34 protein-coding genes and 3 pseudogenes are annotated in these 24,009 nt (G+C 61.6%); 17 read left to right on the top strand and 20 right to left on the bottom strand.

Annotated features, from left to right (window positions below):
- The first annotated feature begins 10 nt into the window (after positions 1–10).
- Both ACF8O8_RS25195 and ACF8O8_RS25190 read left to right on the top strand, forming a co-directional pair.
- Complete coding sequence (locus tag ACF8O8_RS25195; RefSeq protein ID WP_392510666.1) at positions 11–820, top strand: AraC family transcriptional regulator; 810 nt, start codon at positions 11–13, stop codon at positions 818–820.
- Between the two features lie 83 nt (positions 821–903).
- The gene (locus ACF8O8_RS25190; protein WP_392510665.1) at positions 904–1,518 is read left to right on the top strand and encodes a LysE family translocator; all 615 of its coding nucleotides are present in this window, start codon (positions 904–906) and stop codon (positions 1,516–1,518) included.
- Here ACF8O8_RS25190 and ACF8O8_RS25185 read toward each other — a convergent pair.
- Entirely contained in the window at positions 1,466–2,191 is a 726-nt protein-coding gene (locus ACF8O8_RS25185; RefSeq protein ID WP_010953919.1) for a serine/threonine protein phosphatase, read from the bottom strand. The two genes, ACF8O8_RS25190 and ACF8O8_RS25185, sit on opposite strands and share 53 nt — an antisense overlap.
- A 214-nt stretch (positions 2,192–2,405) precedes the next feature.
- Between ACF8O8_RS25185 and ACF8O8_RS25180 the strand changes: the two genes are divergently transcribed.
- Positions 2,406–3,137 (top strand): carbon-nitrogen hydrolase family protein, encoded by a 732-nt coding sequence (locus tag ACF8O8_RS25180; RefSeq protein WP_392510664.1) that lies wholly within the window; start codon positions 2,406–2,408, stop codon positions 3,135–3,137.
- A complete protein-coding gene (locus tag ACF8O8_RS25175; protein WP_010953917.1) occupies positions 3,134–3,376 on the top strand; it encodes a hypothetical protein in 243 nt (80 codons plus the stop codon). Before ACF8O8_RS25180 ends, ACF8O8_RS25175 begins: the two co-directional genes overlap by 4 nt.
- 4 nt (positions 3,377–3,380) lie before the next feature.
- Here ACF8O8_RS25175 and ACF8O8_RS25170 read toward each other — a convergent pair whose 3' ends face one another.
- The 3 genes and pseudogenes from ACF8O8_RS25170 to ACF8O8_RS25160 form a co-directional block, all read right to left on the bottom strand.
- Positions 3,381–3,881, bottom strand: a complete 501-nt coding sequence (locus ACF8O8_RS25170) for a methylated-DNA--[protein]-cysteine S-methyltransferase (protein WP_010953916.1) — start codon at positions 3,879–3,881, stop codon at positions 3,381–3,383.
- Between the two features lie 70 nt (positions 3,882–3,951).
- Entirely contained in the window at positions 3,952–4,752 is an 801-nt protein-coding gene (locus ACF8O8_RS25165) for an LPS biosynthesis protein (RefSeq protein WP_020192962.1), read from the bottom strand.
- A 175-nt stretch (positions 4,753–4,927) separates the two neighbouring features.
- Positions 4,928–5,086, bottom strand: a pseudogene (locus ACF8O8_RS25160) (hypothetical protein); the annotation flags it as partial.
- A gap of 157 nt (positions 5,087–5,243) precedes the next feature.
- Between ACF8O8_RS25160 and ACF8O8_RS25155 the strand changes: the two are divergent.
- The gene (locus ACF8O8_RS25155; protein ID WP_020191128.1) at positions 5,244–5,450 is read left to right on the top strand and encodes a hypothetical protein; all 207 of its coding nucleotides are present in this window, start codon (positions 5,244–5,246) and stop codon (positions 5,448–5,450) included.
- 42 nt (positions 5,451–5,492) lie between these two features.
- On the opposite strand, the gene ACF8O8_RS25150 is transcribed toward ACF8O8_RS25155, so the two are convergent.
- Positions 5,493–5,852: a hypothetical protein gene (locus tag ACF8O8_RS25150; RefSeq protein ID WP_010953913.1), complete on the bottom strand. Its 360-nt coding sequence runs from the start codon at positions 5,850–5,852 to the stop codon at positions 5,493–5,495.
- Between the two features lie 169 nt (positions 5,853–6,021).
- On the opposite strand from ACF8O8_RS25150, the gene ACF8O8_RS25145 reads away from it, so the two are divergent.
- The gene (locus ACF8O8_RS25145) at positions 6,022–6,222 is read left to right on the top strand and encodes a hypothetical protein (RefSeq protein ID WP_049586128.1); all 201 of its coding nucleotides are present in this window, start codon (positions 6,022–6,024) and stop codon (positions 6,220–6,222) included.
- Positions 6,223–6,447: 225 nt separating this feature from the next.
- Here ACF8O8_RS25145 and ACF8O8_RS25140 read toward each other — a convergent pair whose 3' ends face one another.
- The 3 genes from ACF8O8_RS25140 to ACF8O8_RS25130 form a co-directional block, all read right to left on the bottom strand.
- Positions 6,448–6,756 carry a hypothetical protein gene (locus tag ACF8O8_RS25140; protein WP_019438490.1) on the bottom strand — a complete coding sequence of 103 codons (309 nt, stop codon included), beginning with the start codon at positions 6,754–6,756 and terminating at the stop codon, positions 6,448–6,450.
- Between the two features lie 201 nt (positions 6,757–6,957).
- A complete protein-coding gene (locus tag ACF8O8_RS25135; RefSeq protein ID WP_010953909.1) occupies positions 6,958–7,326 on the bottom strand; it encodes a hypothetical protein in 369 nt (122 codons plus the stop codon).
- A gap of 403 nt (positions 7,327–7,729) precedes the next feature.
- Positions 7,730–8,017 carry a hypothetical protein gene (locus ACF8O8_RS25130; protein WP_012052457.1) on the bottom strand — a complete coding sequence of 96 codons (288 nt, stop codon included), beginning with the start codon at positions 8,015–8,017 and terminating at the stop codon, positions 7,730–7,732.
- Between the two features lie 216 nt (positions 8,018–8,233).
- Here ACF8O8_RS25130 and ACF8O8_RS25125 point away from each other — a divergent pair, with 216 nt between their 5' ends.
- From ACF8O8_RS25125 to ACF8O8_RS25115, 3 genes are all read left to right on the top strand, one after another.
- Entirely contained in the window at positions 8,234–8,761 is a 528-nt protein-coding gene (locus tag ACF8O8_RS25125) for a DUF3455 domain-containing protein (RefSeq protein ID WP_392510663.1), read from the top strand.
- Positions 8,762–8,864: 103 nt separating this feature from the next.
- The gene (locus ACF8O8_RS25120; RefSeq protein WP_010953906.1) at positions 8,865–9,413 is read left to right on the top strand and encodes a sigma-70 family RNA polymerase sigma factor; all 549 of its coding nucleotides are present in this window, start codon (positions 8,865–8,867) and stop codon (positions 9,411–9,413) included.
- Positions 9,410–10,102 carry an anti-sigma factor domain-containing protein gene (locus ACF8O8_RS25115; protein ID WP_049586130.1) on the top strand — a complete coding sequence of 231 codons (693 nt, stop codon included), beginning with the start codon at positions 9,410–9,412 and terminating at the stop codon, positions 10,100–10,102. The genes ACF8O8_RS25120 and ACF8O8_RS25115 overlap by 4 nt, the downstream gene beginning before the upstream one ends.
- 52 nt (positions 10,103–10,154) lie before the next feature.
- On the opposite strand, the gene ACF8O8_RS25110 is transcribed toward ACF8O8_RS25115, so the two are convergent.
- The 7 genes from ACF8O8_RS25110 to ACF8O8_RS25080 all read right to left on the bottom strand — a co-directional run bounded on the left by ACF8O8_RS25110 (position 10,155) and on the right by ACF8O8_RS25080 (position 14,934).
- A complete protein-coding gene (locus ACF8O8_RS25110; RefSeq protein WP_014591103.1) occupies positions 10,155–10,412 on the bottom strand; it encodes a hypothetical protein in 258 nt (85 codons plus the stop codon).
- A gap of 241 nt (positions 10,413–10,653) precedes the next feature.
- Positions 10,654–11,091, bottom strand: coding sequence for a type II 3-dehydroquinate dehydratase (gene aroQ, locus ACF8O8_RS25105; RefSeq protein WP_010953903.1), 438 nt, complete (start codon positions 11,089–11,091; stop codon positions 10,654–10,656).
- A gap of 4 nt (positions 11,092–11,095) precedes the next feature.
- Positions 11,096–11,914, bottom strand: a complete 819-nt coding sequence (gene aroE / locus ACF8O8_RS25100; RefSeq protein WP_010953902.1) for a shikimate dehydrogenase — start codon at positions 11,912–11,914, stop codon at positions 11,096–11,098.
- Positions 11,911–13,143 (bottom strand): CaiB/BaiF CoA-transferase family protein, encoded by a 1,233-nt coding sequence (locus ACF8O8_RS25095; protein ID WP_010953901.1) that lies wholly within the window; start codon positions 13,141–13,143, stop codon positions 11,911–11,913. The genes aroE and ACF8O8_RS25095 overlap by 4 nt, the downstream gene beginning before the upstream one ends.
- On the bottom strand, positions 13,140–13,595 hold the full coding sequence (locus ACF8O8_RS25090) for a MaoC family dehydratase (protein ID WP_010953900.1): 456 nt from the start codon (positions 13,593–13,595) through the stop codon (positions 13,140–13,142). The genes ACF8O8_RS25095 and ACF8O8_RS25090 overlap by 4 nt, the downstream gene beginning before the upstream one ends.
- Positions 13,592–13,990 (bottom strand): VOC family protein, encoded by a 399-nt coding sequence (locus ACF8O8_RS25085; RefSeq protein ID WP_010953899.1) that lies wholly within the window; start codon positions 13,988–13,990, stop codon positions 13,592–13,594. The genes ACF8O8_RS25090 and ACF8O8_RS25085 overlap by 4 nt, the downstream gene beginning before the upstream one ends.
- A complete protein-coding gene (locus tag ACF8O8_RS25080; protein WP_392510662.1) occupies positions 13,987–14,934 on the bottom strand; it encodes a ketopantoate reductase family protein in 948 nt (315 codons plus the stop codon). Before ACF8O8_RS25080 ends, ACF8O8_RS25085 begins: the two co-directional genes overlap by 4 nt.
- Positions 14,935–15,027: 93 nt before the next feature.
- Between ACF8O8_RS25080 and ACF8O8_RS25075 the strand changes: the two genes are divergently transcribed.
- Complete coding sequence (locus tag ACF8O8_RS25075) at positions 15,028–15,927, top strand: LysR family transcriptional regulator (protein ID WP_350297801.1); 900 nt, start codon at positions 15,028–15,030, stop codon at positions 15,925–15,927.
- 323 nt (positions 15,928–16,250) lie between these two features.
- Entirely contained in the window at positions 16,251–16,730 is a 480-nt protein-coding gene (locus ACF8O8_RS25070) for a carboxymuconolactone decarboxylase family protein (RefSeq protein WP_392510661.1), read from the top strand.
- Here the strand turns inward: ACF8O8_RS25070 and ACF8O8_RS25065 are convergent.
- The gene (locus ACF8O8_RS25065; RefSeq protein WP_392510660.1) at positions 16,723–18,156 is read right to left on the bottom strand and encodes a PLP-dependent aminotransferase family protein; all 1,434 of its coding nucleotides are present in this window, start codon (positions 18,154–18,156) and stop codon (positions 16,723–16,725) included. The two genes, ACF8O8_RS25070 and ACF8O8_RS25065, sit on opposite strands and share 8 nt — an antisense overlap.
- Before the next feature lie 91 nt (positions 18,157–18,247).
- On the opposite strand from ACF8O8_RS25065, the gene ACF8O8_RS25060 reads away from it, so the two are divergent.
- Genes ACF8O8_RS25060 through ACF8O8_RS25050 form a run of 3 tightly spaced genes read left to right on the top strand, consistent with a single transcriptional unit; the run spans position 18,248 to position 19,878 of the window.
- Entirely contained in the window at positions 18,248–18,730 is a 483-nt protein-coding gene (locus ACF8O8_RS25060) for a GNAT family N-acetyltransferase (RefSeq protein ID WP_392510659.1), read from the top strand.
- 30 nt (positions 18,731–18,760) lie between these two features.
- Entirely contained in the window at positions 18,761–19,432 is a 672-nt protein-coding gene (locus tag ACF8O8_RS25055) for an FMN-dependent NADH-azoreductase (RefSeq protein ID WP_392510658.1), read from the top strand.
- Complete coding sequence (locus tag ACF8O8_RS25050; RefSeq protein WP_392510657.1) at positions 19,429–19,878, top strand: carboxymuconolactone decarboxylase family protein; 450 nt, start codon at positions 19,429–19,431, stop codon at positions 19,876–19,878. Before ACF8O8_RS25055 ends, ACF8O8_RS25050 begins: the two co-directional genes overlap by 4 nt.
- Before the next feature lie 160 nt (positions 19,879–20,038).
- Here the strand turns inward: ACF8O8_RS25050 and ACF8O8_RS25045 are convergent.
- Positions 20,039–20,467: pseudogene (locus tag ACF8O8_RS25045) on the bottom strand (diguanylate cyclase); the annotation flags it as partial.
- Here ACF8O8_RS25045 and ACF8O8_RS25040 point away from each other — a divergent pair.
- Positions 20,425–20,751, top strand: a pseudogene (locus ACF8O8_RS25040) (LysR substrate-binding domain-containing protein); the annotation flags it as partial. The pseudogenes ACF8O8_RS25045 and ACF8O8_RS25040 sit on opposite strands and share 43 nt — an antisense overlap.
- Before the next feature lie 62 nt (positions 20,752–20,813).
- On the opposite strand, the gene ACF8O8_RS25035 reads toward ACF8O8_RS25040, so the two are convergent.
- Positions 20,814–21,635 carry an AraC family transcriptional regulator gene (locus tag ACF8O8_RS25035; RefSeq protein ID WP_003248200.1) on the bottom strand — a complete coding sequence of 274 codons (822 nt, stop codon included), beginning with the start codon at positions 21,633–21,635 and terminating at the stop codon, positions 20,814–20,816.
- A gap of 129 nt (positions 21,636–21,764) precedes the next feature.
- Here ACF8O8_RS25035 and ACF8O8_RS25030 point away from each other — a divergent pair, with 129 nt between their 5' ends.
- Both ACF8O8_RS25030 and grxC read left to right on the top strand, forming a co-directional pair.
- Positions 21,765–22,283 (top strand): carboxymuconolactone decarboxylase family protein, encoded by a 519-nt coding sequence (locus ACF8O8_RS25030; RefSeq protein WP_010953859.1) that lies wholly within the window; start codon positions 21,765–21,767, stop codon positions 22,281–22,283.
- Positions 22,284–22,296: 13 nt separating this feature from the next.
- Positions 22,297–22,551: a glutaredoxin 3 gene (gene grxC, locus ACF8O8_RS25025; protein ID WP_392510656.1), complete on the top strand. Its 255-nt coding sequence runs from the start codon at positions 22,297–22,299 to the stop codon at positions 22,549–22,551.
- Positions 22,552–22,596: 45 nt separating this feature from the next.
- Here the strand turns inward: grxC and ACF8O8_RS25020 are convergent, their stop codons facing one another.
- Both ACF8O8_RS25020 and ACF8O8_RS25015 read right to left on the bottom strand, forming a co-directional pair.
- Positions 22,597–22,923, bottom strand: a complete 327-nt coding sequence (locus ACF8O8_RS25020) for a putative quinol monooxygenase (protein WP_392510655.1) — start codon at positions 22,921–22,923, stop codon at positions 22,597–22,599.
- Between the two features lie 55 nt (positions 22,924–22,978).
- Complete coding sequence (locus ACF8O8_RS25015; RefSeq protein WP_392510654.1) at positions 22,979–23,986, bottom strand: zinc-binding alcohol dehydrogenase family protein; 1,008 nt, start codon at positions 23,984–23,986, stop codon at positions 22,979–22,981.
- Positions 23,987–24,009: the final 23 nt, after the last annotated feature.

The following is a 24,009-nucleotide window of genomic DNA, read 5'->3' as shown; positions in this document are numbered from 1 at the left end:
GGAGCCTGTAATGCCCCGTTCCCACGCCGACCTGTGGCGCGATCCGGCCCTGGCACATGTCGAAAGCCGGCGCGCCTGCCACAGCCGGGCCTGCTACAAGGCCCACAGCCACCCGACGTTTTCCATCGGTGCGGTGGATGCTGGCCGCAGCCATTTCACCGGGGCTGCCGACGGGCAGCAACACTTGGCGCCCGGCACGCTGGTACTGGTTCCGGCCCACCGCGTGCATGCGTGCAACCCGGCCCCCGGCCTGGCGTGGAGCTATCAGATGCTGCATGTGGATGCCGACTGGCTGACGCAGTTACGCCTGGAGTCGGGCTTTGGCGGTATCGAAGCCGGCGAACCGGTGCGTATCTGCAGGGAGGCCGAGGTATATCGGCAGTTCTGCGCGCTGAACAGGTTACTGTTTTCCAGTGCCTGCAATGGCGAGAAAGATGCGGCGCTGATTGCCTTTTTGGGGGACCTGGATTTTTCCGCGCACCCACCGCTGGCAGCGGCCCCCGCCCTGCAAGCCGCCACCTTGAGCGGGTTGCTTGCACGCATCGAACACCAGGACCCTGCGCAATTGAGCCTGGAGGTGTTGGCGCGGGAGGCCGGGCTTGGGCGCTATCAGCTGATCCGCGCGTTTCGAGCGGCTACCGGGTTCACGCCGCATGCCTACCTGCTCAATGCCCGGGTCAATCGCGGGCGGCAACTGTTGAGTGAAGGGCTGGCCCTGGCGGAAGTGGCCTACCAGCTTGGCTTTGCTGACCAGAGCCATTTCCAGCGGGTGTTCAAGGCCCATGTGGGGGTTACGCCGGGGCAGTACCGCGGAAACTGAAAGCTGCTGCATATGCAATATTGTTCAATACGCCAGAACGGGCCCGGCAGCAGACTGCGGTTTTTTCCGTAGAGCAGCCCCCAATGCAACAATTCATGATCATCGCCCTGGCCCACTTCCTTGCCCTGCTCTCACCTGGACCGGACTTTTTCCTGGTCGCACGCAACGCGATCAGCAGCGGCTGGCGCATCGCCAGCGGCGCCTGCCTGGGCATAGCGCTGGCCAATGGCGCGTTCATCGTCATCGCCTTCACCGGGCTTTCGGTACTGCAGCAAGGCAGCCTGCTGTTCAGCGCCCTGCAACTGGCCGGCGCCAGCTACCTGCTGTACATCGGCGTGCTGTTCCTGCGCCATGCCGGGCAAACCAGCCTGGGCACAGTCGCCGGCAGCCAGCGGGTGCATGGCTGGTGGCGCAGTTTGGGCATGGGCTTCTTGTCTGGCATCCTCAACCCCAAGAACGCGCTGTTCTATGCCAGCCTGGCCAGCATGGTCGCCAGCGTCAGCCCCAGCTGGAAAACGGCCTACGCGCTATGGATGTTCAGCATCGTCCTGCTCTGGGACTTGCTGGTCGCCGTGGCCATCGGCAACCAGCGGGTATTGCGGCGCTTCGCCCGCAGCCTGGCGTGGCTGGAGCGGGCCTCGGGGGTCATGCTGGTGATGTTGGCGGGGGCGTTGTTGCTGCATCTGGCCCGGGGCTGACTTGTTGCAAGGTGCGCATGTCGACCAAGGTGAAATGGCCGCTGGCCCAGCCCCCTGTGTCCAGGTGCCACACATTGCCCAGCAGCTTGGCCTCCAGCACCGGGGTGTGGCCGACCAGCAGGGCTCGCAGGCCCTGCACCGGTTGGGTGTCTCCCTCTTTCAGGCGCCGACGTGACCACTGGCACACTTGGCGCACTTCAGGGTCGTCATCCAGTTCCAGCCAGGAGCGTAAGTCTGTCCAGTCGGCAAACGGGCTGTCTGCATGCAGCAGGCCTACCAGACCGTCCGCACTCTCCACTTCCATGGCAATCGGCAACTGCTCGAAACGCTCCACGAAACGCAGTTGCTCGCGCCGCGGCAAGTCAAGGAACCAACCACCCCCGGCGGCGCGGTACATGCCCAGGTCGAGCCGCCCACCGCGCACGCGGGTGATTGCCAAGGCCTCATGATTGCCCTGGACGGCATGGAACCAAGGCTGGGCCAGCCATTCCAACGCTGCCTCGCTGTGCGGCCCACGGTCGACCAGGTCACCCACGCTGAACAGGCGGTCCACCGCCGGATCGAACCCTACCGCATCCAGGCATTGTTGCAGGCGCTGGAAGTGGCCATGGATATCGCCCACGGCCAGATCCCGTCCCCGGATATTGGCGATCATCCGCCGAAACCGTGCCATTACAGTGTTCCTCCGCTGGTAGCACCCTGCCCGGCTTCGCGCGGGCCGTGCGCATGGCGCTGTCACTGGACAGCATGGCACAAGGTACCGTGGCTGCGCAGGTTGGGAGGCGTTTTGCTGCGCACCCCAGGCTTCCTGAAAAACCCTTCACTGGAATAGGCGTTGGTGCCGGTAGTATGCTCGGCCCGTCAATCTTCACCAGGGAATGGTTCTGATGAAACTGTGCGCCGTACAACTGGCGTCGCTCAAGGGCGATTTGCCACGCCATCTGGTTTGCATCGAGCAGGCTGCGGCCCTGGGTGCCGAACTGGTGGTGTTCCCCGAGCTGTCGCTGACCGGCTATGAGCCGAGTGTGGCGCGCCAGGCCGCCCTGCCCGTCACCTCCGCGCGCCTGGACCCGCTGCAGGCAGCCTGCGACCGCTTGGGCATTACCGTTGCCGTGGGCCTGCCATTGCCGACGCCCGACGGCCTACGCATCGGCATGCCCATCTTCTGCCCTGAGGCGCCGCGCCAGGTCTATGCCAAGCAGCGCTTGCATGATGATGAGCTGCCTTACTTCACCCCAGGTGATCAGGCATTGCTGCTGGAGGTGGGTGAACACCGGGTGGCGCCGGCGATCTGCTACGAATCGATGTTCCTGGCGCATGCCGCCGTTGCCCGCGAGCGCGGTGCCGACCTGTACCTGGTCAGCGTTGCGAAAACCGCCAAGGGTATCCGCGAGGGATATGCGCACTACCCAGAGGTGGCACGCGAACTGGGCATGCCGGTATTGATGGCCAACTGCGTGGGGCCGGCCGACACTTTCATTGGTGCTGGCGGTTCTGCAGCATGGGACAGCCAGGGGCACTTGCTGGCCAGCCTGGATGACCACAGTGAAGGGCTGATCGTACTCGACACCCGCAGTGCCAGCGCGATCACCCTGCCCTTGAACCCGTACCTTGCATGATCTATCTGTTTCTAGCGTTGCTGAGTTACGCCTGCACCTACTGCCTGGTCGGTTTGCTGATTCAGGGTCAACTTGCCGATGTGGCCGAGGGTTTGCGCCATCGGCCCGATGCGCCTACGCCCGGCGAGTACCTGCGTGAGGTCGGGCCCCGCGCACGTCAGGCCCGGCGGCAATACACCCTGATCGCCGGTTCGGTGCTGGCCGTGCTGGCCTGCCTGATCGCCAGCGGGTTCGGTTGACGCCTTACAGGTCCAGCGCCAGGCTTTGCCGCCCTTCCAGCGCCAACAGATACTGCTTGGCCGCCAGGCCACCGGCAAAGCCGGTCAGGCTGCCCGACGCGCCGATTACCCGGTGACAGGGAGCAACGATCGAAATCGGGTTGCGGCCATTGGCAGCGCCAACCGCGCGTACCGCCCTGGGGTTGCCGAGCTGCCGTGCAATGTCGCTGTAGCTGCGGGTTTCGCCGAACGGTATCGCCAGCAATGCGGCCCACACCTGGCGCTGGAACTCAGTACCGGCAAAGTCCAGCGCCAGCTCGAAACGCTGGCGCTTGCCGTCAAAGTACTCACCCAGCTGGCGAGCGGTTTCCCGCAATACCGGGCACTGGTCGTCCCGGTGCAGTGCGCCCAGGCGTACGCGGTTTTCCCGCTCCTCTTCCCACAATACGGCTGCCAGGCAATTGCCACGGGCCACAAGGGTCAGCATGCCGACGGGCGATGGCATGATCGTGAATGCGCTGGACATAGCGGGCTCCTGCAAGTTGCGATCGGCCCACTGTACGCATCCACAGTCCTTGATGCACCCGCTTTCTTGCTCAGTTCATTGCGCAGCCGGCAATGTGCCGCGCCTGGCTGAGCGTGACCTTGGGGATCAGCTCAGCTGGAATGCGTGATGTTGCCGACAGGTTGTAGACATGGAAATGCTCGCTGACCACTTCCCTGGCCATCAGCTTCAACGACGGCAGGATGCGGCTGTCCCAATGCTGGTCGAGTCCGCACGGCGAAGACGGGCCCTGGCCGTCCTCGTAAAAGCGCCCGACGCTCTGGTCGAGGTCTACCCCCACCAGCAACACTTGCTCGAAGCCCAGGTGATAGGCCAACTGCAAGGCCACATAAGCCACCGTGCGGGCATCGAAAAAGCCATGGGCCATGTCTTTACTGAAGGCGATCGAGCGGCTGCGTTTGCTCCACAGTGCCCGGTTGCACACGCAACTGTCACCATGGCCACGCAAACCGTCCAGCAGGCTCGGCATGTCGGCTTTGTGCAAGGCATAACACTGAGTGTGGGCTGGCACATCGGCACGCGCATACTGCTCAGGCCACAGGGCCAGGCGTTCGCTGTCGCGCACGGCAGTGGCGAACAAGGCCGGCTGTTGCTGGCAAAAGCTTTTGTCGGTGCACACGTAGAAGAAGGGTTTGATGCCGTGTTCGGCGGTCATGGCGACCGACCCGTTCATGGCGATGATGGGCAAGTGCGCAAACTCGCCCAGCGGAAAATGTTTGGCAGAAGCGCCGGAGGCAAGGATCACCACGGGGCCCTGCTGGGAATTGCGACACGCCTCGAAACCGGAGAACGCCCCGCGTTCAGCGCTTGGCTGCGAGGGAAGTGTGTTCATCAATGGCATCTTCAACTGGACAGTACAAACCACACTACTGATCCGTGTATATGCCGTGGCCGCTTTTACCTAACTTTACGTCGGTGAACTTAAGTCAACCGCCATTCCCTTGTTTGGCGGGGTTTTGGGGCTGCACACCAGCAAAGATCACGCCAGCAACAAGATGGGGCTAAGGGTGCCTGGCCAATGCAGGCTGGTCCAACTGCACACCTTCATGACAGACCACCAAGGCCAAAGGTTGTTCCCCCCACTGCGGATCAGGAATACCGATCACCGCGACCGAGGCGACGGACGGGTGCTGGCTGATCAGGTTTTCCAGCGCCACCGAACTGACCTGCGGGGTGCTTCGCATCGGACGACAGCGGGTTTTCATTTGATGACAGTACTGTCGACCCACCGGCGTTCGGACCAGCGCCTTTATTCATGAGGCTGCTTGATGGTTACCTCTTGCGAGACTAATACTTAAATCTCTGCCTGGGGAGGCACGAAAAATGCAACCAAGATTCGTTATCGTTCCCGCTGTGCCGATCGAAAAGGAATCGTTCCGCGTTGGCAGCCGCTACTACGCCGCTACCGTGTGTGGAGGGTTCGACATTTATGACAATCAGGCAAAGGAGCGGCTCAAACCCAGCTATCCGAGCCGAATGGAGGCGCAGGTGAAGTGCGAACATTTGAACAAGCGGGATGAGTTGGGATAACTGCAGGCGATCGGGGCGGCACAACCCGTTCGGGTCACTGATTCAATCCAGGCATTGCCTGACAGCCTGGCGTAACTTGTCGCCAGACAGAAAGCTGCCCTTGTAGAAGGTCGCGCGGCTGCCCTCGTGAGCGTCAACCACATCAAGCACATCGTCGCTTGCCACGGCGCTTGGCGCCGTGAGCCGGTAGCCGTGGGCTATCGACTTCTGCGTGGCCTGTGGCGCCAGCGCCTGCCATTTCGGCAGGACACAGGCGGCGTACTGCTGCGGCGATTTCCTGGTCAGTTGGCTGGCAGTGGGTTTGCCGGGGGTTGCGCAACCGGCGAGGCAGGCAACCAACACAGTAGCGATAAAAATACGAAAGTCAGGCATTTGCAATCGGCCGTTATGGATAGGCTGCATTTTAACGGGGGTGACGTCGCGTTACCAATCAACCAAAGTCTTGCTGCAGGACGGCGCCCAAGCGGGATCCGTGCAGCGCACCTGATATTTCTGCCAGTAGCAAGGTCACGCTGCAACAGTGAAACTGCCCATGGCACATCACACCACGACTCGGCAGGGGCTTCAGACTATGCAAACCAACGCCAACAACACTCAGTTCTTCTATCAGAATGGCAAACTCGTCACCCTTAAAACCGGTGAACAAGGCCGTAGCATCTTTCGCTCGCCGGACGTACCACTTGCCGAGCGACAATCAGACGACACCGACGCCGGCGGATTGCTGGCAACTGACGACAAGGGTTCGGTGCTGCAGGTACAGCAGAAAAGCTGAAGTCCTCATGATGCTCCGGCACCATTGCGAACCAAATGCGGGCTCAGGGCTTGGCTCCCCTGTACAAAACGATGGCTGCTATATCCAGGGCCAGCACACTGCCGACAATCACGAACATGATGTACAGATCTTCAGAGAGCATTGCCGTATCCCCCAGATGCACCGGTTTCAAAAGGGGTAAGCAAATACTGATCCAGTCAGTGCATCAGGAATGCGAGCTGAGACTCAGCTGAACTTCAACTTGACCACTTTGCTCAGCGCCCAGCCACTGAAGACATAGAACGCATCCAGGTAGAAGCGCCCTGCATAGTTGGGCAACGGTGATTGATTCAACAGCACATCCGGCTCGGGCGCGGGAGGAAACAGTGCATAAAAGCCGTTGGGCAGAACGGCCAGTACCAGCAATAACAGGTAAGTCGAGGCTTGTAGCAGGGTGGCACGATTACTGGATCTGGCGGACCACTTCAGCCCGTAGTAGGCAACCAGGCCGGCAACAGGCAAAACCCAGAAATGCGTCGGAATCCCAATGAACATTTCGGCAACTACGCTTCTTGCTTCCACCTGCGACTCTCCATCCAAATACAACGATTATTACGGGCGGGGCCGGCAAATGCAAAGCAACGCTGCTCAGGCCATACCGGCTCCACCCGCCCTTTTTTGAACGTTGCCGGGCAGGCGATGGGCACACAAAAAGCCCGCTCTCGACGGCGGGCTATTGGTGTGGGGGTTGGATGATTACGCTTTTGAACACATCAGTGCAGCATCCAGCAACCTGCCATGGTCGTACCAGGCATCACGTTGATAGGCCGTGAAGTGGCGCTCGCTTCCCGTGCCCCGCAACTCTACAAGACCTTCTGCCTTGTCGGGGTCAGTGCTTTCGACGAAAAGCCTGACCGCGTTATCACCCTCGACTTCATAAGTTTTCACATTCCCTTGTAGCTCGCCTTTGACGCAGCCCAGATAAGCGGGTGGGCTTTTCACGGTAGTGCCAGCGGTATAATCGTGGCTGTCACGCACATCAGGGTTTTGTGCGCAGCCTGCGACGAACAACGAGGCTGCCCCGATTACCAGTATTGCACCTGCCAGCGATCTTGAGTTTTTCACGCGACACGCTCCTGCAGCCCCATCGAAAACTGGGAAATGTTGCCAAGCAGCCTGCCCCTTTTTTGGTTTTTGTCCTGCCCATGTTACTGCTCAACTACAACAGGGCATCAGGTTTGTTTGCTATATAGGGTTCGGGGCGTTTCCCTCACGCCCTGCCTTGCCCCCGATTACGAGTAAGGCCTACCCATTACCGGGGTCAGGGGATGGCGTTGAGAAACACATAAGTCGCCGCCAGATCGAGTACCAGCACAGCAACCACGCTGAAAATCATGTAATAGCGGTCATCCTGAGTCATTTCTGCGTACTCCGCATGATCAATGTCTCAGGGGTCACAGCAATTCCCGTTCCAGCGCCCTGATGCAGCCCGCTGACACTGCGCCAGCCCAACCGCGCAATCGCGCAGTCAGTCCTTGATCTGGCATACGCCATTGGCTTTGTTCTTACCGGTATACGAGACGTCAGGCGAGCCGTCCGGGTTGATCGACAACGATACCGTTACCCCGCCACCTTTGGCCTCGAAATAGTTGTCATTGAATTTCTTCAGCGTGGCTTCCTTGCCGTTGATGTAGACAGGCCCACCTTTATCGGCATGGACCTCGATATTGCCGGGGCATGTTGCGTTCAACAGCGGAATACCGGCGTGGGCAGCGCCCGATGCGGCAAGCAACAGGCCTAGTAACAAACGCTTCATTTGCAGTGTCCTCGTGGGGTTGTCGGGGTGCGCGCGTTAAAGCAGTCCTGCGATGACGAAGAGGCTCATCGCTCGTTCGAGATGGTAGGCAAGCACATGCAGGGTCATCTCGCTACGCATTTTTTTTCATTCCGTGCATCCAGTCCACCCGTTGGCGGGTATTGCTAGTGGGCGGCCTTTGACTGCCCGGCCCAATGACTTTCAGGAGCACTGCCCATGAACTTCAAATACTCCACCTGCCTGCTTGCCTGCAGCTTCGCCCTTGCGCTGCCGCCCGCCCACGCCCAGACCGCGCTGCCAGAAGCGGTCAAAGTCCCTGATGGCCATCGCGTCCTGCTCGAAACCGTCGGCGTCGGCGAGATCACCTACGAGTGCCGCGACAAGGCCAACACCCCCGGTCAGGCCGAATGGACTTTCGTCGGCCCCAAGGCAGTGCTCAATGACCGTACCGGTAAACAGGTGGGCGACTACTTTGGCCCACCCGCTACCTGGCAGGCCAAGGATGGCTCGAAGGTCACCGGCACCCAGCTGGCAGTGGCACCGGCGGACAATGGCGCCATCCCCTATCAACTGGTCAAGGCCAACCCGGCCGAAGGCAAAGGCGCCATGCAGGGGGTCAGCTATATCCAGCGCCTGGCTACCCGCGGCGGTGTGGCGCCGTCAGTCGACTGCACGGCGCAGAACAAAGGTGCCAGGCAGGTCGTCCAGTACCAGGCTGACTATGTGTTCTGGACAGCCAAGTGACACGCACCCGACCCTACGCCCTGCGAGTGATGATCTACGCTCGATGGCAAGCCCCCCGGCTGGATGGCCGGGGTACTTGCCTTACACAAGGAAGCCACACACGTTGAACTCGCCGGCCGCCCCCTTCGACTTCCACCGCTGCCTGTTAGCCTGTGCACAGGGTGACCGACGGGCCCTGCAGGCGCTCTACGATCACGAAGGCGCGCGCCTGCTGGGCGTTGCCCGGCGTATCGCACGTGACGACGCCACCGCAGAAGATATCGTCCACGATGCGATCATCCGCATCTGGACCCGCGCAGCCAGCTACGACCCGGCGCGCGGCTCGGCTCGAGGCTGGATCTACAGCATTACCCGCCACCTGGCGCTGAATTCGATACGCGATACCCGCCGTGAAACTGTACTGACCGATGCCGACACCGAAACTGCATCAACATTGCACGGGAGGGTTGATGACCTTGACCTCTGGTCCGGCTCAGCAAAGATTTACCGTTGCCTGGAACAACTGCAGCCCGCACCGCAACGCTGCATCCTGCACGCCTACGTGGACGGCTGCAGCCACGCCGAGATAGCCGGTTTATTGGGTGCGCCACTGGGCACCGTCAAGGCCTGGATCAAACGCAGCCTCAAAGCGCTACGGGAGTGTCTGGAATGAAGCCCGATTCTGCCGAAGAACTGGACAGCCTCGCCGGGGAATACGTGCTGGGGACCTTGTCGCCGGAGCAATATGCCGTAACGGCCGAACGCCTGCGTACCGACCCCGCGCTTCGCGCCGCCGTGGATGCCTGGGAGGCCCGGCTGCTGGAACTGACCGCGCTGTCTACCCCGCAGCCCCCTAGCCCCCGCCTGTGGCGCCGTATCCAGCGCAGCCTCGACGAGCTACCCGCACCGCGCATGCAGGCTCGCTGGTGGCAACGCCTCGGCCTGTGGCAAGGGCTCAGCGCCGCGGGGCTGGCGGCAAGCCTGCTGCTGGCGTTTACCTTGCTGACCACGCCCGCCTCTACCACGGAATATCTGGTGGTGCTGGTGGCGCCGAACAGCCAGGCCCCCGGCTGGGTGGTGCAGGCCAGCGACAGCCACATGATCGAACTGCTGCCGCTGGGTAAGGACAAGGTCCCCGACGGCATGGCCCTGCAGTTCTGGACCAAGGGCGAGCAATGGCGTGCCCCGGTTTCGCTTGGCCTGGTCAAACCGGGCGAACCCTATCGAGTTCCGCTGGAAAGTTTGCCACCCCTGGAGGCCAATCAACTGTTCGAGCTGACGCTGGAGAAAGCCGGTGGCTCGCCGACCGGTCTGCCGACAGGGCCGGTGAAGTTCATTGGTCGCGCGGTGAAAGTGATATGACACGACAGGGCCGCAGAACGCGACTGCGGCCTTCGCAAGGCTGGACCTATGGTCAGGCGCGGATCACCTCAAGGCGATCCCGCCCAGCCTCTGTGATGGCGTTCTCTCCTTCATCGCTGATGCGATAACGTCCTGACACCATTTTGGTAATTGAGAACCGGACCAGCCCGCTTTGGGACAAGGCTTGGCCTGCTTCGAAGCTCATTGCCTGCTCCAGGTCGAAGATCTTGATTTCTCCGATTTTGTAGCGTGCAAACGCGACCAAGGCGTTATCCAGTTCTTGTTGACTGATCGTTGTAGCGACGTCCATTCGACCTCCCAGGTCATGAGAGCCCCGGTCCGTGGGGTTGGAGGCAACGAACCGGGTGGCTTGTTGAAGGCGGACCGTACTATGCAGTCACGGAAGTCGCTACTGGCTTTCCATCCATGCTGGATGGGTAGGCAGCACGACATCCACCACACCTACGGTCACTTCAGGCGCCGTCGCCGCATGCCCCGCGCCACCTGCTTCGCGGGTAGACGCGCTCGGAGATCCGACCCCTGCGCCCTGCTCAGACCATGCTCATCGCCGCACGCAGCGCCAGCAGGTAGGTTTCGACACCAAACCCGCAGATCTGCCCGCGCACCACCTCGGCAAATACCGAGTGATGGCGGAATGGCTCCCTGGCATGAATGTTGGACATGTGCACTTCAACCACCGGCACTTCGATAATGGCCAACGCATCACGAATGCCGTAGCTGTAATGGGTCCAGGCACCGGCATTGATCAGCACGGCATCCACCCGGTCCTCATAGGCCTGATGGATGCGCTCGCACATGGCGCCCTCGAAGTTGCTCTGGAAGCTCTCGACCTGCGCCCCCAGCTCCTCGCCCAGGGCCTGTAACGCCTGGTCGATGTCGGCCAGGGTCGCTGTGCCGTACTGGCGCGGGTCGCGCTTGCCGAACATGTTGTGGTTGATGCCATGCAGCATCAGTACATTGGCGACCATCGACCTACTCCAGGGGAATCGTCAGCTGATTGATCACCGCACGTGTGTCGGGCCGCACCCCGCGCCACCAGGCAAACGCCTCGGCGGCCTGCTCCACCAGCATGCCGACGCCATCGGCCAGGCGCGCCTGGCCCTGCTCGCGAGCCAGGCGCAGGAAAGGCGTGAGGCCTTTGCCATAGGCCAGCTCGTAGGCCAAGGCCGCCTCGCCCAGCACATCAGCCGGCAGGGGCGGCAAGTCCGCGGTCAGGCTCGCCGAGGTGGCGTTGACGACGATGTCGAACGATTGCCCTTCCAGCGCTTCGTAGCGGCTGATGCGCAGACGCGAGTGATCGAGCTCGTTACGCAGCGCCAGCGCCTTGGCCATGTCCCGGTTGGCGATCACCAGCTCGCTAGGCCCCGCCTGCAGGAACGGCAGCAACGCCCCGCGCACCGCGCCGCCAGCACCCAGCAGCAGCACACGGCGGTTGCGCAGCGGCTCGCCAAGGTTCTCCTCGATGTCCCGCAGCAAACCGATGCCATCGAAGTTTTCGGCGACGATGCGGCCATCCTCGAACTTCAGCGCATTGGCCGCCCGTGCCAATTGCGCCCGCTCGCTGCGCCGGTCGGCCAGCTCGAAGGCACGCAGCTTGAACGGGGCGGTGATGTTCATGCCCTTCCCGCCTTCGCTACGAAACTGCAGTACCTGGGCTTCGAAGTCGTCCAGCGAGCCTTCGATAGCCCCGTATTCCAGCTGCTGGTTGCTGGCCTGGGCGAACAGGCCATGAATCAGCGGGGACTTGGTGTGGTTGATCGGTCGGCCGATCACTGCGTAGCGGTCGCTCATCGTGCATCTCCGTGGGTAAACAACACGCCATCCGCCTGCAAGGCAGTGATTTCTTCAGGGCTGAAGCCAAGCCCGGCGGCCACTTCGGCGTTGTGCTGGCCAAGGTCCGGGGCTACTTGGTGAATCGTGGTATCGCAGTCGGAAAAGCGGAACGGCAGGTTGGCCAGGCGCAGCGTGCCGTAGCGTGGGTGCTGCTGCTCGATGACCATGTTGCGTGCCTGGATCTGCGGGTCGGCCAGCACTTCATCGATGCGTTGAACCTTGGCACTGGGGATGTCGATGCCATCGAGCAACGCCAGGATCTCGGCCACCCGACGCGCGCCAACCCAATCGCGGACCACCGCCAGGATCGCCTCGCGGTGGGCGTTGCGGCCGTTGAGGCCGTGGTAGCGGCGGTCGCTGCCGAACCCGGGCGGGCCGCCGTTGGCTTCGAGCATGGCCGCGAAGCGCTGCCAGGCATCGTCGACCTGGGCGGCGATCACCAGGTCGCCGTCGGTGGCGCGGAACACGCCGTACAGGGTCGAGGTGGGCATGTCGTGGCCGGTCTGCTGGGGCAACACAGTGCCACCGGACAGCGTGTAACACTGCACCGCGTATTCGTGCATCGACACCAGGGTGTCGTACAGCGCCATGTCGATGTGCTGGCCACGGCCACTGCTCACCCGGCCGAGCAGCGCGGCATTGATCGCCGCCACCGCGTGGATGCCGGTGTACATGTCGCCCAGGGAAATACGCAGCAGCGGCGGTGCCTCGCCCGGCACGCCCACCATCTGCATGATCCCGCTCTTGGCCTCGGCGATCAGACCGAAGCCGGCGCGGTGGGCGTCCGGCCCGGTATGGCCGTAGGCGGAAATCGAGCAGTACACCAGGCGCGGGTTGCGCGCCGACAGCTCGGCGTAGCCCAGGCCCAGCTTGTCCAGGGCGCCGGGGCGGTAGTTCTCGATGAACACGTCGGCCGAATCGGTCAGGCGCTGCATGAACGCCTTGCCGCGCGGGTCCTTCATGTTGACGCTGACGCCCTGCTTGCCCATGTTCAGCTGCAGGAAATAGCCGCTCTGCTGGTCGTCCAGGGTGAACGCATGCTGGCGGCCGGCGTCGCCGCTACCCGGCCGCTCGACCTTGATCACCTCTGCGCCGAGCGCCGCCAGGCAACGGCCGACATAGGGGCCGGCGAGGAAGTGGCTGTAGTCAACGACGCGGATACCCGCCAATGGCAATGTCTGGCTCATGCTAATGCCCTGCGCGGCACCATCAACCGGTGCTCGCCACGTTGCACGACTTCGCCGTGCTGGTTGATCAGTTCCGAAGGCAGCACCACGATGCCCCAGCCAGGTCGGCTGTTGCTCGGGCGCATCGCACCCACCCGCATGCGCACATGGAGCACGTCGTTGACCTTGATCGGCAGCACGAAGTCCCAGGTCCAGCCCAGCGACATGCCCGGCAGGAAGCGGTACTCGCACTGGGTCTTCAGGCCGTCGGCGATCGACAGCCCGAACAGGCCGTGGGCGACCAGGCAGCCAAAGTGGCTGGCGTTGGCGTAGGCCTCATCGACATGCACCGGGGTGTGGTCGCCGGTGAGGTCGGCGTAGGCCAGGATGCGTTCGCGGGTCACGGTGTAGGTCGGGCTGATGCACTCATCGCCTTCGCGGGCATCGTCCCAGTACTTTTCAATCACGCTCATGCCTGCACCTCCGCGCGCGGGTCGATGGCCAGTGCCTGGGCTACGCATTTGGCCGGCAGCGCCTGGATGAACTCCACCGCCAGGCCATCAGGCAGGCGCAGCCAGTTGCGGCCCTGGGGCATCTCACTGACGCCAAAGCGTTGGGCGGCGGCCAGCGCCGCTTCCAGGTCTTCGCACATGATGCCCAGGTGCGCCAGGCGCCCTTCAGGGCCAGCGAAGTCCGGCTGGTGAATGAACTGCAGGCCGCCGAGTGTCCAGTACTGCGCCGGTTGCTCGACGTCACCCTGCACTTCACGCATGGTCATGCCGCACACCTCGCTGAAAAAGCGGATATGCCACTGAATGTCCTGCACCCAGAACGCCACGTGTTCGAGGTAGGCTTTTGGCTGGCTCATGGGGTTTCCCTCTTCTGGTGATCGGCCATGGCGCGCTCGATACCCTTGATGCAGGCCACCAGGGTCGCGTTGACCGGCGTGGCCACGCCATGGCGCTGGCCCCAGCGCACGACGGAGCCGTTGATGAAGTCGATTTCGGTGATCGAGTTTTTTTCCAGGCTCTGCAGCATCGAGGTGCGGAAGCTCGCCGGCAGGCCTTCGGCGGCCAGTGACCAGGCAGCCTCGGGGCTGGTCAGGCTCAAGCGGATGCCGGCGCGCTCGGCCACGGCGATGGCCTCGGCCACGGCGGCCTTGGCGGTGCTTTCCAGCAGCGGCTCGCTGTACAGCTGGCCGTAGCTGAGCCTGGTGATGCCGCTCAACGCACCGGTGGCGACGTTGACCAGCAGCTTGTCCCACATGGTGCCGAGGATGTTGTCGCTGACCGTGGTGGCCAGCCCGGCATTGTTGAACGCTTCGGCGATGGCCTGCACGCGGGGCGTCAGCTGGCCGTCGAGCTCGCCGATGAAAGTCTGTTTGCCGGCCACACCGGCGCGGATCGAGCCCGGCGCGAGGAGCACGCCGCCGACATAGGTCTTGCCAGCCAGCACCCGCTGGCGACCCACCACTTCGGCCAGGATGTCCTCGTGGCCGAGCCCGTTCTGCAGCGACAGCACCAGCGTCTGTGGGCCTATCAGCCCGTGGGCACCGGCGATGGCCTCGGCAGTGTGAAACGACTTCACCAGCACCACCACCAAATCGGTCACGCCAACGTCTACGGCTTCGATGGCCGCCTTGACCGGTACATGGCGCTCGCCCCGTTCGTCCTGCACCCGCAGCCCATACTGGTTGATCGCCTCGACATGCGCGCGGCCGCGGTTCAGCAGCCAGGTTTCATGCCCTGCCTCGCTCAAGGCCGCGCCGATGGCGCAACCCAGTGCACCGGCGCCCAGAATGCAGATTTTCACGTCGCAGACCTCCTGTGATTTGCGATCACCTTATGCAGCGGGGTTTATTTGCGCTATACAATGCCCTCAATACCGCTATTGAGAATTCCAATAATGACTAGCCTGGAGGCCCTGCCCGAACCCAAGCTGCTGCAGCTGTTCGACGTGCTGTACCAATGCCGCAGCGTGACCCGTGCCGCCGAACAGCTGGGGCAGAGCCAGCCGACCATCAGCATCTGGCTGGCGCGCCTGCGCGAGCAATTGAACGACCCGCTGTTCGTACGCACGCCGGGCGGCATGGCCCCTACCCCGCGCGCCGATCAGCTGATAGGGCCGTGCCGCGAGGTGCTGGAATCGCTGCGCCGGCTGACCGCCTGGGAGCCGCAGTTCATCGCCGCCACAGCGCAGCGGCGTTTTCGCCTGTGTGTCAGCGATGCCAGCCACATCACCTTGCTGCCCAGCATCCTCAACCATCTGCGCTGCCATGCGCCGGGCATCCGCCTGGAGGCGGCGCGGATCGACGGCAATACCGAGAGCGCGCTGGAATCGGGCGAAGCGGACCTGGCCATCGGCTTCGTGCCCTGGTTGGGCGGGGGGATGTATCAACAGGTGCTGTTCGAGCAGGACTGGGTGTGCCTGAGCAACCCGCAGCATCCGCGCCTGGGCGATGGCATGAGCCTGGAGCGGTATCGGGCCGAGGGGCATGTGCAGATCAGTTTCGGCACCGGGCAGAAGCTGCTGGAAGCGGGATTGGCGCGGGCCGGGATCGAACGGCGGATCATGCTCGAGCTGCCAGCGTTTCTCGGGCTGGGGAAGATAATCGGGACTACCGACCTACTGGGCACCTTGCCGCGGCATATCGGGCAGACACTGGCCGATATGCATGGGCTACAGGTCCATGACTGCCCGTTCGAAGTGGAGGGATTCACGGTCAAACAGCATTGGCACGCCCGCTATCATCAGGACAATGGAAATCGATGGTTGAGGGAGGTCGTTCGCGGATTGTTTCAGTAAGCCAGCCAAGCAGGATCACGTTTCGACTTAGATAGCAGAGCTGATTCAAGCCGACCGCGCAGGCCGCAAGGCTACCTTGGCGATGGACGGTTTTGGGTCGTGAATGGGCATTCACGACCGGCCGCCTTCGGTCCATAGCTGACATTCGCGGATGCCAATCAACGGCTAGGATCGCCCTCCAAAGTCAGCGCTACTCAGGACGGGTCCAATATCCGTCGAGCCAATATGGCCTAGTTCGAAGTCGCAATCTTGGTTCTGTCAGGCAGGGCCATGCATAACTACAGTGGGCACCGACAACACCTTTCCACTGCGAGCAACCACCCATGAAAAGCCGTATTGATTACTTCAAACTGTCCCCTCAGGCCTCCAACAAGCTGGTGGAGCTTACCCTGCACCTGAGCAAGAAGCCGCTGCTGGCCGAGCTTGCTCACCTCGTCATGCTTCGGGCTTCCCAGCTTAATGGCTGTGCGTTCTGCGTGGATATGCATGTGAAAGAGGCCAAGATTCATGGCGAGCGCGAGTTGCGTCTTCACCACGTTGCCGTCTGGCGTGAGTCGCAGCTGTTCTCGCCTGTCGAGCGCGCCGCGTTGGAGTGGGCCGAAGCCCTGACCCAGTTGCCACCCCATGGCATTCCTGAAAGCGTGTATGCGAAAGTGCGTGAACACTTTGCCGAACAGGATTTGTCGGATCTGACGTTCCTGATCGTCGCGATCAATGGTTGGAATCGCCTGAATGTGGCCTTTCAGACGATCCCGGGTTCGTCCGATGAGGCATTCGGGTTGACCAAGGCCAACCTCAACTGAGCATCCTGCTGATCAAAGCGCCAAGCTGCTCGCTTTGGGCAGCCGTGGCGCAGTTTGTAAAGCTCAGCAGCAACCCCGAATGACGTTGAGACGATAAGTACCAGCGCGACAATGCCTGTACTGACATGCCCCTTGCCAACAATTGCTCGGCCAGGGCAATGTCGTTTGTATCTTCCGGTAAACGCAACAGCAAATGCATGCCGCCTGGGGAGCGATCTACCTGAACGCCCTTCGGCAGAGTCCGCTCCAGCGCTTCAATGGTTATCACCCTGCGCTCGTTATAGAGCCGGCGCATGCGCTGAATATGGCGGGTGAAATGACCCTCTGCGATGAACGCCGCCACCAGGGCCTGGGTAATGGAGGGTGAACCGGCGGAAAATAACGTCCGACCCACGCGTTCAAACGCCGCTACCTGCGCCTGGGGCACCACCAAGTACGCCAGGCGGATACCGGGAAACAGCACCTTGCTGAAGGTGCCGGCATACAGAACCCTCCCATTGCGATCCAGACTGGCGAGCGCTGGAAGCGGACGACTGACATAGCGATACTCGCTGTCGTAGTCGTCCTCGACAATCCAGGCGCCGGTGCGGGCCGCCCAATCCAGGAGCAGCTGCCGTCTAGGCAGCGATAAGGCCATCGACAGCGGGCTCTGATGCCCCGGTGTCACCGTGGCTACCTGCGCAGGCTTGGATGTAGCGATAGCCTGTTCCACATTCATCCCATCACCATCCACTGGGACTGCCTCCAAGCCCATCCCGAACTGGCGAAGTACCTGGCGTGTAGTGGGATAACCCGGGTCTTCCACCCAGGCGCACTCGCATGACTGCAACAACGTCTGGGCGACGAAGGACAGGCTGTGTCGCCAACCACTCGTGATAAAGACCTGATGGGCACCGCAATCGATACCTCGGGACATCTGCAAATACGAGGCGATGGCGCTGCGCAATGCCGGCAGGCCGTGGGGCGCCGGATAGTCCAGATCGCCCAGACGCATGCCGCGTAGATATCGAGCACCGAGACGTGCCCATATTTTTCGCGGAAATGCATCCAGTGCTGGCACACCCATCTGGAACGGCAAAAGCTGTAGCGGTCGACGTATGACGTCAGAATCCTCTATCACTTCCAGCATTGGGGTCACTGCGCTGACCGACCGTTCAGGCGTGCGCAACTCGGGATTGACCACCGTGCCTCTCTGTCCGAGCGCCAGGAGGTAGCCCTCACTGGCAAGTAAGGAATAGGCAAGCTCGACGGTGCCGCGCGCAACGCCTAATTCCTTTGACATGGCGCGCGCTGATGGCAAGCGATCACCAGGAGATAGCGTGCCGGCAGCGATGGCGGTCAGCACTCGGTGGTAGAGCTGACGATACAAAGGAGAGTTGGATCGCTCATCCAGAGGGGCAAAAGAAGGCGAAGATGAAGTCGTCATGGCCTAGTTTATATTCCATTTCTTGGCTCAATCAAGTGGGCTAATCCTAGTTCAAGATAGCGCCAACACCTACTCACGGAGGCTGGCGTTCATGACACTCACTCCTCACCCATTCATACCCAGCGTGCTAGATCTGGCTGACGCCAACCTGCGCCCTCTGGATACCTCTCACGACCTGCATGCCGCGTTCCCGGTGATGCAGCAATTGCGCCCCCACCTGGCTAGCGAAGCCGACTTCATCAGCCGTGTCGAGCGTATGCGCACCGAGGGATATCTTCTGGTTGGTGCCTTCGACGCAGGCAGCTTGGTGGCACTAGCCGGTTACCGCCTCCAGGAGAATCTGGTCTACGGCACATTCCTGTATGTCGACGACCTCATAACTGCTGAAACCCAGCGAGGTCATCAATGGGGAGCGCGGTTATTGCAGGCCTTGGAGCGGTTGGCGCGCGCCAGTGGCTGCGCCCGCCTTGTGCTTGATACCGGGTTGGCCAACGCCGGAGCCCAACGCTTCTACTCCCGTGAAGGCATGCACAACAGTGCACTGCGCTTTCAAAAACAGTTCGATGCGCCATGACGCTCGCCGTTATCAAATTGAGGCAATTACATGACTTTGCACAAGCAGCCCATTGTTCCGTTGAGCGTTCTTCGCCTTGCCGCCAGCCCCAATGGTGACCGTTCGGAAAGTTTCAAACTGTCCCAGCAAATTCTGTTTGCCTTGGCCCTCCATGCAGGCAGACGCGGTATCGAAGTGACGGATTTCGATCTTCACACGTTAGCTCCAGTCGATGCCTCATACGCGCAGACTCTGGCCAATCCAAGAGCGGTCTCAGCGGAAGAGCAAGAGGGGACGCTGAACCGTTCGAACACACTCATCGGCCAATTGCAGGCGTGCGACGTACTGCTGATTGCCACGCCAATGCACAACTACAGCGTGCCCGCCCCGCTCAAGGCCTGGATTGATCATGTAGTGCGCGTGGGCAAGACTTTCCTGAGCACCGATAAAGGGAAGGTCGGTACGTTGGTGGATCGACCGGTCTATGTCGCTATTGCTTGCGGGGGCTACATCAATGGCCCGAGTGCCCGACAGCCCGATTTTCTGCGCCCCTACCTGACTGCCGTCCTTGCGACCATCGGCCTCAACCAAGTGCATTACTTCAACGTTGAAGGTACTGCCAAGGGGAAAGCGTCCCTGGATGCTGCGAGAGAGCGTGGATACGGTGAGGTACAGGCCTTCTTCTCCAATGTCACTGACACTTTGCAAGGACAACACCTATGAGTCGCCTCAATTGGTTTGCAGCATCGTCCGGCGCCGCCAAGGCCCTCGGGGGACTGCATCATTTCGTAATCACTGGGACAGACCTGCCATCCTCACTGATCCATCTGGTTTTTCTCAGGGTTTCTCAACTCAACGGTTGCGCACACTGTATTGATCTGCATTCACGCGATCTGATCAAAGAAGGCATGTCGGTGGACAAATTGCTGCTGATACCGGTGTGGCATGAAGCACAGTATCTGTTCTCGGAGCAAGAGCGCTCGGCATTGGCCTGGGCCGAGGAAGTTACGCGGGTAAGTGAGACTCACGTCTCTGATGAAGCCTATGCAGCCGCATCGGCGGCATTTGCAGAAAAGGATCTGGTCGACCTGACAACGGCGATTGCCGCAATGAACGCTTTCAACCGTATGGGTGTCAGTTTCCGGGTACGGCCTGCCGCCAAGGCTTGATGGCTATGTTGGGGCCGCGCAGCGGCCTTGACTACAGATGTCCGGTCATCTACGACCGGCAGCTGTCGGCGCCATACCTGCACTTCGTCAAGGGCGGCCCCCCTGATACTGGACCTTGGGCAATTGGCTTTGCGGTTGACCGCTACACCTGTCATTGGCTTTACACATGCGCCCGGTCGACATGCAGGCGATTGCGGCCCGCTTGCTTGGCGATATAGAGCGCCCGGTCAGCGCGTCCAATTAGCGATAGCGGGCTGTCGAGGGTCGCTCCATCATAGCAGGCGATGCCGATACTGGCGGTCACATGCCCAAAAGGGCTGCCTTCATGAGGGACAGGTTGCAAGGCCAGGCGCTCAAGCATCAACCGGGCAACGACAGCTGCTCCGTCGATGTCGGTATCGGGCAGGATCACGGCTATTTCCTCCCCCCCGTAGCGCGCCAGCAGGTCGCGAGGGCGGCGGATGCAGGAACTGAGCAGGTAAGCCATCTGCTGCAGGCAGGCGTCGCCAGCCGGATGCCCATAGGTGTCGTTGTAGCGTTTGAAGTGGTCGATGTCGATCATCAGCAAAGCCAGCGGGGTCCCGTTGCGACCGCTGGCACTTCACCCATCGTGGCGAAGCACTTGAGGTTGCAATCAAAGGCAACGTCACCAGCAACAACAGCGAGGCCATTCGTGAAATGGTCCTCGGTGGCCTGGGCATCTCCCTGTCTGCGCAATGGCTGTTTGCTGCGGACTTCGAGCAGGGTGGCGTGTGTAGCCTGCTCGACGAATACCAGACGACCGCGCTGCCGGTCAGCGCCGTGTTCAGCCGTGAGCGGCGCCGCTCGGCAAGGACGATGGCGTTCATCGATTTTCTTCGGGAGAACGTGTAGGCCACCCCGATGAGGCGCAGGACCTTGCTCATTCCCTGGCGTGCAAGTCGGTCGACCAGGCGTCACACCGTTCCCTGCTGCAGCCATTGCTTCGGGCTCGCACCCACCTTGCGGCGAAAGGTTCGGGCTAGCGCAGAAGGACTTTCGTAGCCGACCTCATCGGCGATCAGGGCAATGGGGCGCCCTTCGCGAAGGCGTTTTTGCGTCAGACTGATGCGCCAGTTCGCCAGGTAGTCCGCAGGCGTAATACCCACGATCTCGCGAAAGTGCGAAGCGAAGCTTGCCCGCGACATGCCCGAAAGATTCGCCAGTTCCGCCACGGACCAATTGCGCTGCGGCTCATCGTGGATCCCCACAAGCGCGCGAGACAGCTGAGCGTTGGCCAGACCTGCCATCATTCCCGAGGCGATGCTGCGGCTGGCGATGAGGTGGCGAAGCAGCTGAATGATCATCAGCTCGAACAAGCGATTGAGAATGACATCACGACCACACTCATCTCCAAAGGCTTCTTCGAACAGCCAGTCAAGGGTGCCATCAAGGCCTTGCAATTCGCCGAGGGGCTTGATGATGAAGTCCGGCAAAGCCAGGGTCAGCGGATTGTTGGCGCCGCCATCGAATTGCAGGGTGGCGCAGACTAACTCCGCTTCATCGGCGTCGGTGGCCAGCAAGTGATGCTCCTGCGGGCGCACCGCCAGAATCAGGGTGGGTTCGGTCAACTCGATACGCTGCCCACGCTTGTCCTTGAAGGCCAGACGCCCCGAGCGCAACAGATGGGCGTGCCCGACACTGTGTTGCCCAAGGTGGGTCGTTCCACAGAACCCACCCTGGTGAAACGCACTAGCGTGCAGGTTGAAGTGCTTAAGTAGTGTCGACAGTCGGTCCATAGCGCACTCAGGTTTAGACGATCTGTTGCATAACTTCGACGATCTGAAGCCGAAAGAAAAGTCTGCCTCTCTAGTATGGACCCCAAGCTTGATAGACAAGCCGGTTACTCAACCTATTGGAGAACGACCATGACTCGTATTACCGCTCTCTCGCTGGACCAGGCGCCTACTGGCTCGCGCGCAGCTCTCGAAGGCATTCAAAAAGGTCTCGGCTTCATTCCCAACGCATTCAGGACCCTGGCGCACGCTCCGGTCGCGCTCAATGGTTACCTGGGCCTCGCCCAAGCGTTGGGTAAAAGCTCACTGAGCGCCGCCGAGCGTGAAGTCGTTGCCCTCGCCACCTCGGAAATCAACGGGTGCGACTACTGTCTGGCCGCACACACCTTCTTCGGCGGCAAGGCGGGTTTGAGCGATGAGGCCGTAAGCCAAGCCCGAGCCGGCACACTCAGCGCGGTTGCCGCACTGGCGCAGCAGATCACGGCAAGGCGCGGCCAGTTGAGTGACGAGCAGATCGCTGCCGCGCGTGAGGCAGGGCTTACTGATAGCAAGATCGTGGAGGTGGTGGCACAGGTCACGCTGTTAACCCTGACCAACTACCTGAACAACATCGCCGCTACCGATATCGACTTTCCGCCATCGGCAAACTAGGAGGGTAACCGCCATGAGCCCTGTGACTATCTATACCACCCCGCACTGCCCATACTGCCTGAGCGCCAAGCGACTGCTGTCGAGCAAGGGCATCACCCCTGACGAAATCAACGTTGAAGCGTCACCCCTGCACCTGGCGGAAATGATGCAGCGATCCCAGCGCCGAACTGTCCCACAGATATTTGTTGGCAAGGTGCATGTCGGCGGCTTCGATGACTTGGCGCGTCTTGACCGCAAGGGCCAGCTCAAGGCATTGCTTCACGCTTGAAGTTTGAATTACCTGCATTTGGCCGGTCGCGTTGCCCGGCCTGCCTCAGGGATAGGGCGCAACGGCAGATGACACCGGGTCAAGGAAGATCAGTTGCAAGGGCTCTGCCAACAGCTGTTCGGCCTGCTCGGCAAACTGCTGGAAGTGAGCGGTGGTCAGGTGCGCGTCCAGGGCCTGCTGGTGGTCGAACGCCTCGCGCATGTAGAACGTCCCAGGCGCGTCGCTGCGTTCGAACAACATGTAGTCGCGGTTGCCGGGCTCCGCCCGAGTCGGTTCGATCAATGCCAGCAAGGCCGCTTTGAGCTTTGGTGCCTGGCCTGGCTTGGCCTTGAGGATGGCGAGGGAAACGAGGGGGTAATCTTGTCGGTTCATTTCAAGCTCCTGGCAGACCGGATCGGCCGGTCCGCCGTTGTTTGTCAAACAGGTTTCAGAAGCCTTCCAGGACGATCTTGCCGCGCGCCTTGCCACTCTCGACCAGCGCATGGGCACGGCGCATGTTGGCGGCATTGATGGCGCCGAAATGCTCGCCCAGGGTGGTACGCAGGATGCCTTGATCGATCAGCCCGGCCACGCGCTCGAGCAGCTCGTGCTGACGCACCATGTCGTCGGTTTCGTAAAGCGAGCGGGTGAACATCAGCTCCCAATGCAGCGACAGCGACTTGCGCTTGAGCGGCATGACGTCCAGGGTCTGCGGATCGTCGATCACGCCCAGGCGACCTTGGGGGCGCAGCACTTCAACCAGTTGCGCAAAGTGCTGATCAGTATGGGTGAGGCTGGCGACATGGCTGACCGACTCGATCCCCAGGGCCTGCAGCTGCCCTTGCAGCGGCGCACTGTGATCGATGACGTGATGGGCGCCCAGTTCGCGTACCCAGTTGCTGGTCTCGGCGCGGGAGGCCGTGCCGATAACCGTCAGGCGGGTCAGTTGCCGGGCCAACTGCACCAGCATCGAACCGACGCCACCGGCAGCGCCAACGATCAGCAGGGCATCGCCCTCCCCGCCGCCCTCCGCGATCCCCAGGCGATCGAACAGCAGTTCCCAGGCGGTGATGGCCGTCAGCGGCAGCGCGGCTGCCTGCGCCACACCCAGGCTGCGCGGTTGATGCCCGACGATGCGTTCGTCAACCAGGTGATATTCACTGTAGCTGCCGGGCCTGGCGATGGAACCGGCGTAGTACACCTGGTCTCCGGGCTTGAACAGGGTCACCTGGCGCCCGACTTCGCGGACGATACCGGCCGCGTCCCAGCCGAGTATTTTCGGCTCTCCCGTGAAAGTTCCCGCGCGTACCTTGGTGTCTACGGGGTTGACCGACACGGCTTTGACCTCGACCAGAAGGTCCCTGGGCCCAGGGCTGGGCTTGGGCATGAAGATGTCCTGGAGAGACGCAGGGTCTTCGATAGGCAAGCCTTTGTGGATGAAACTGATCGCTTTCATAGGCACTCACTGCTGAATGTGGT

This window comes from Pseudomonas sp. TYF_14 (assembly GCF_043105275.1).
Classification (GTDB): Bacteria; Pseudomonadota; Gammaproteobacteria; order Pseudomonadales; family Pseudomonadaceae; genus Aquipseudomonas; species Aquipseudomonas alloputida.
This window is presented reverse-complemented; position numbering and strand designations above follow the sequence as displayed.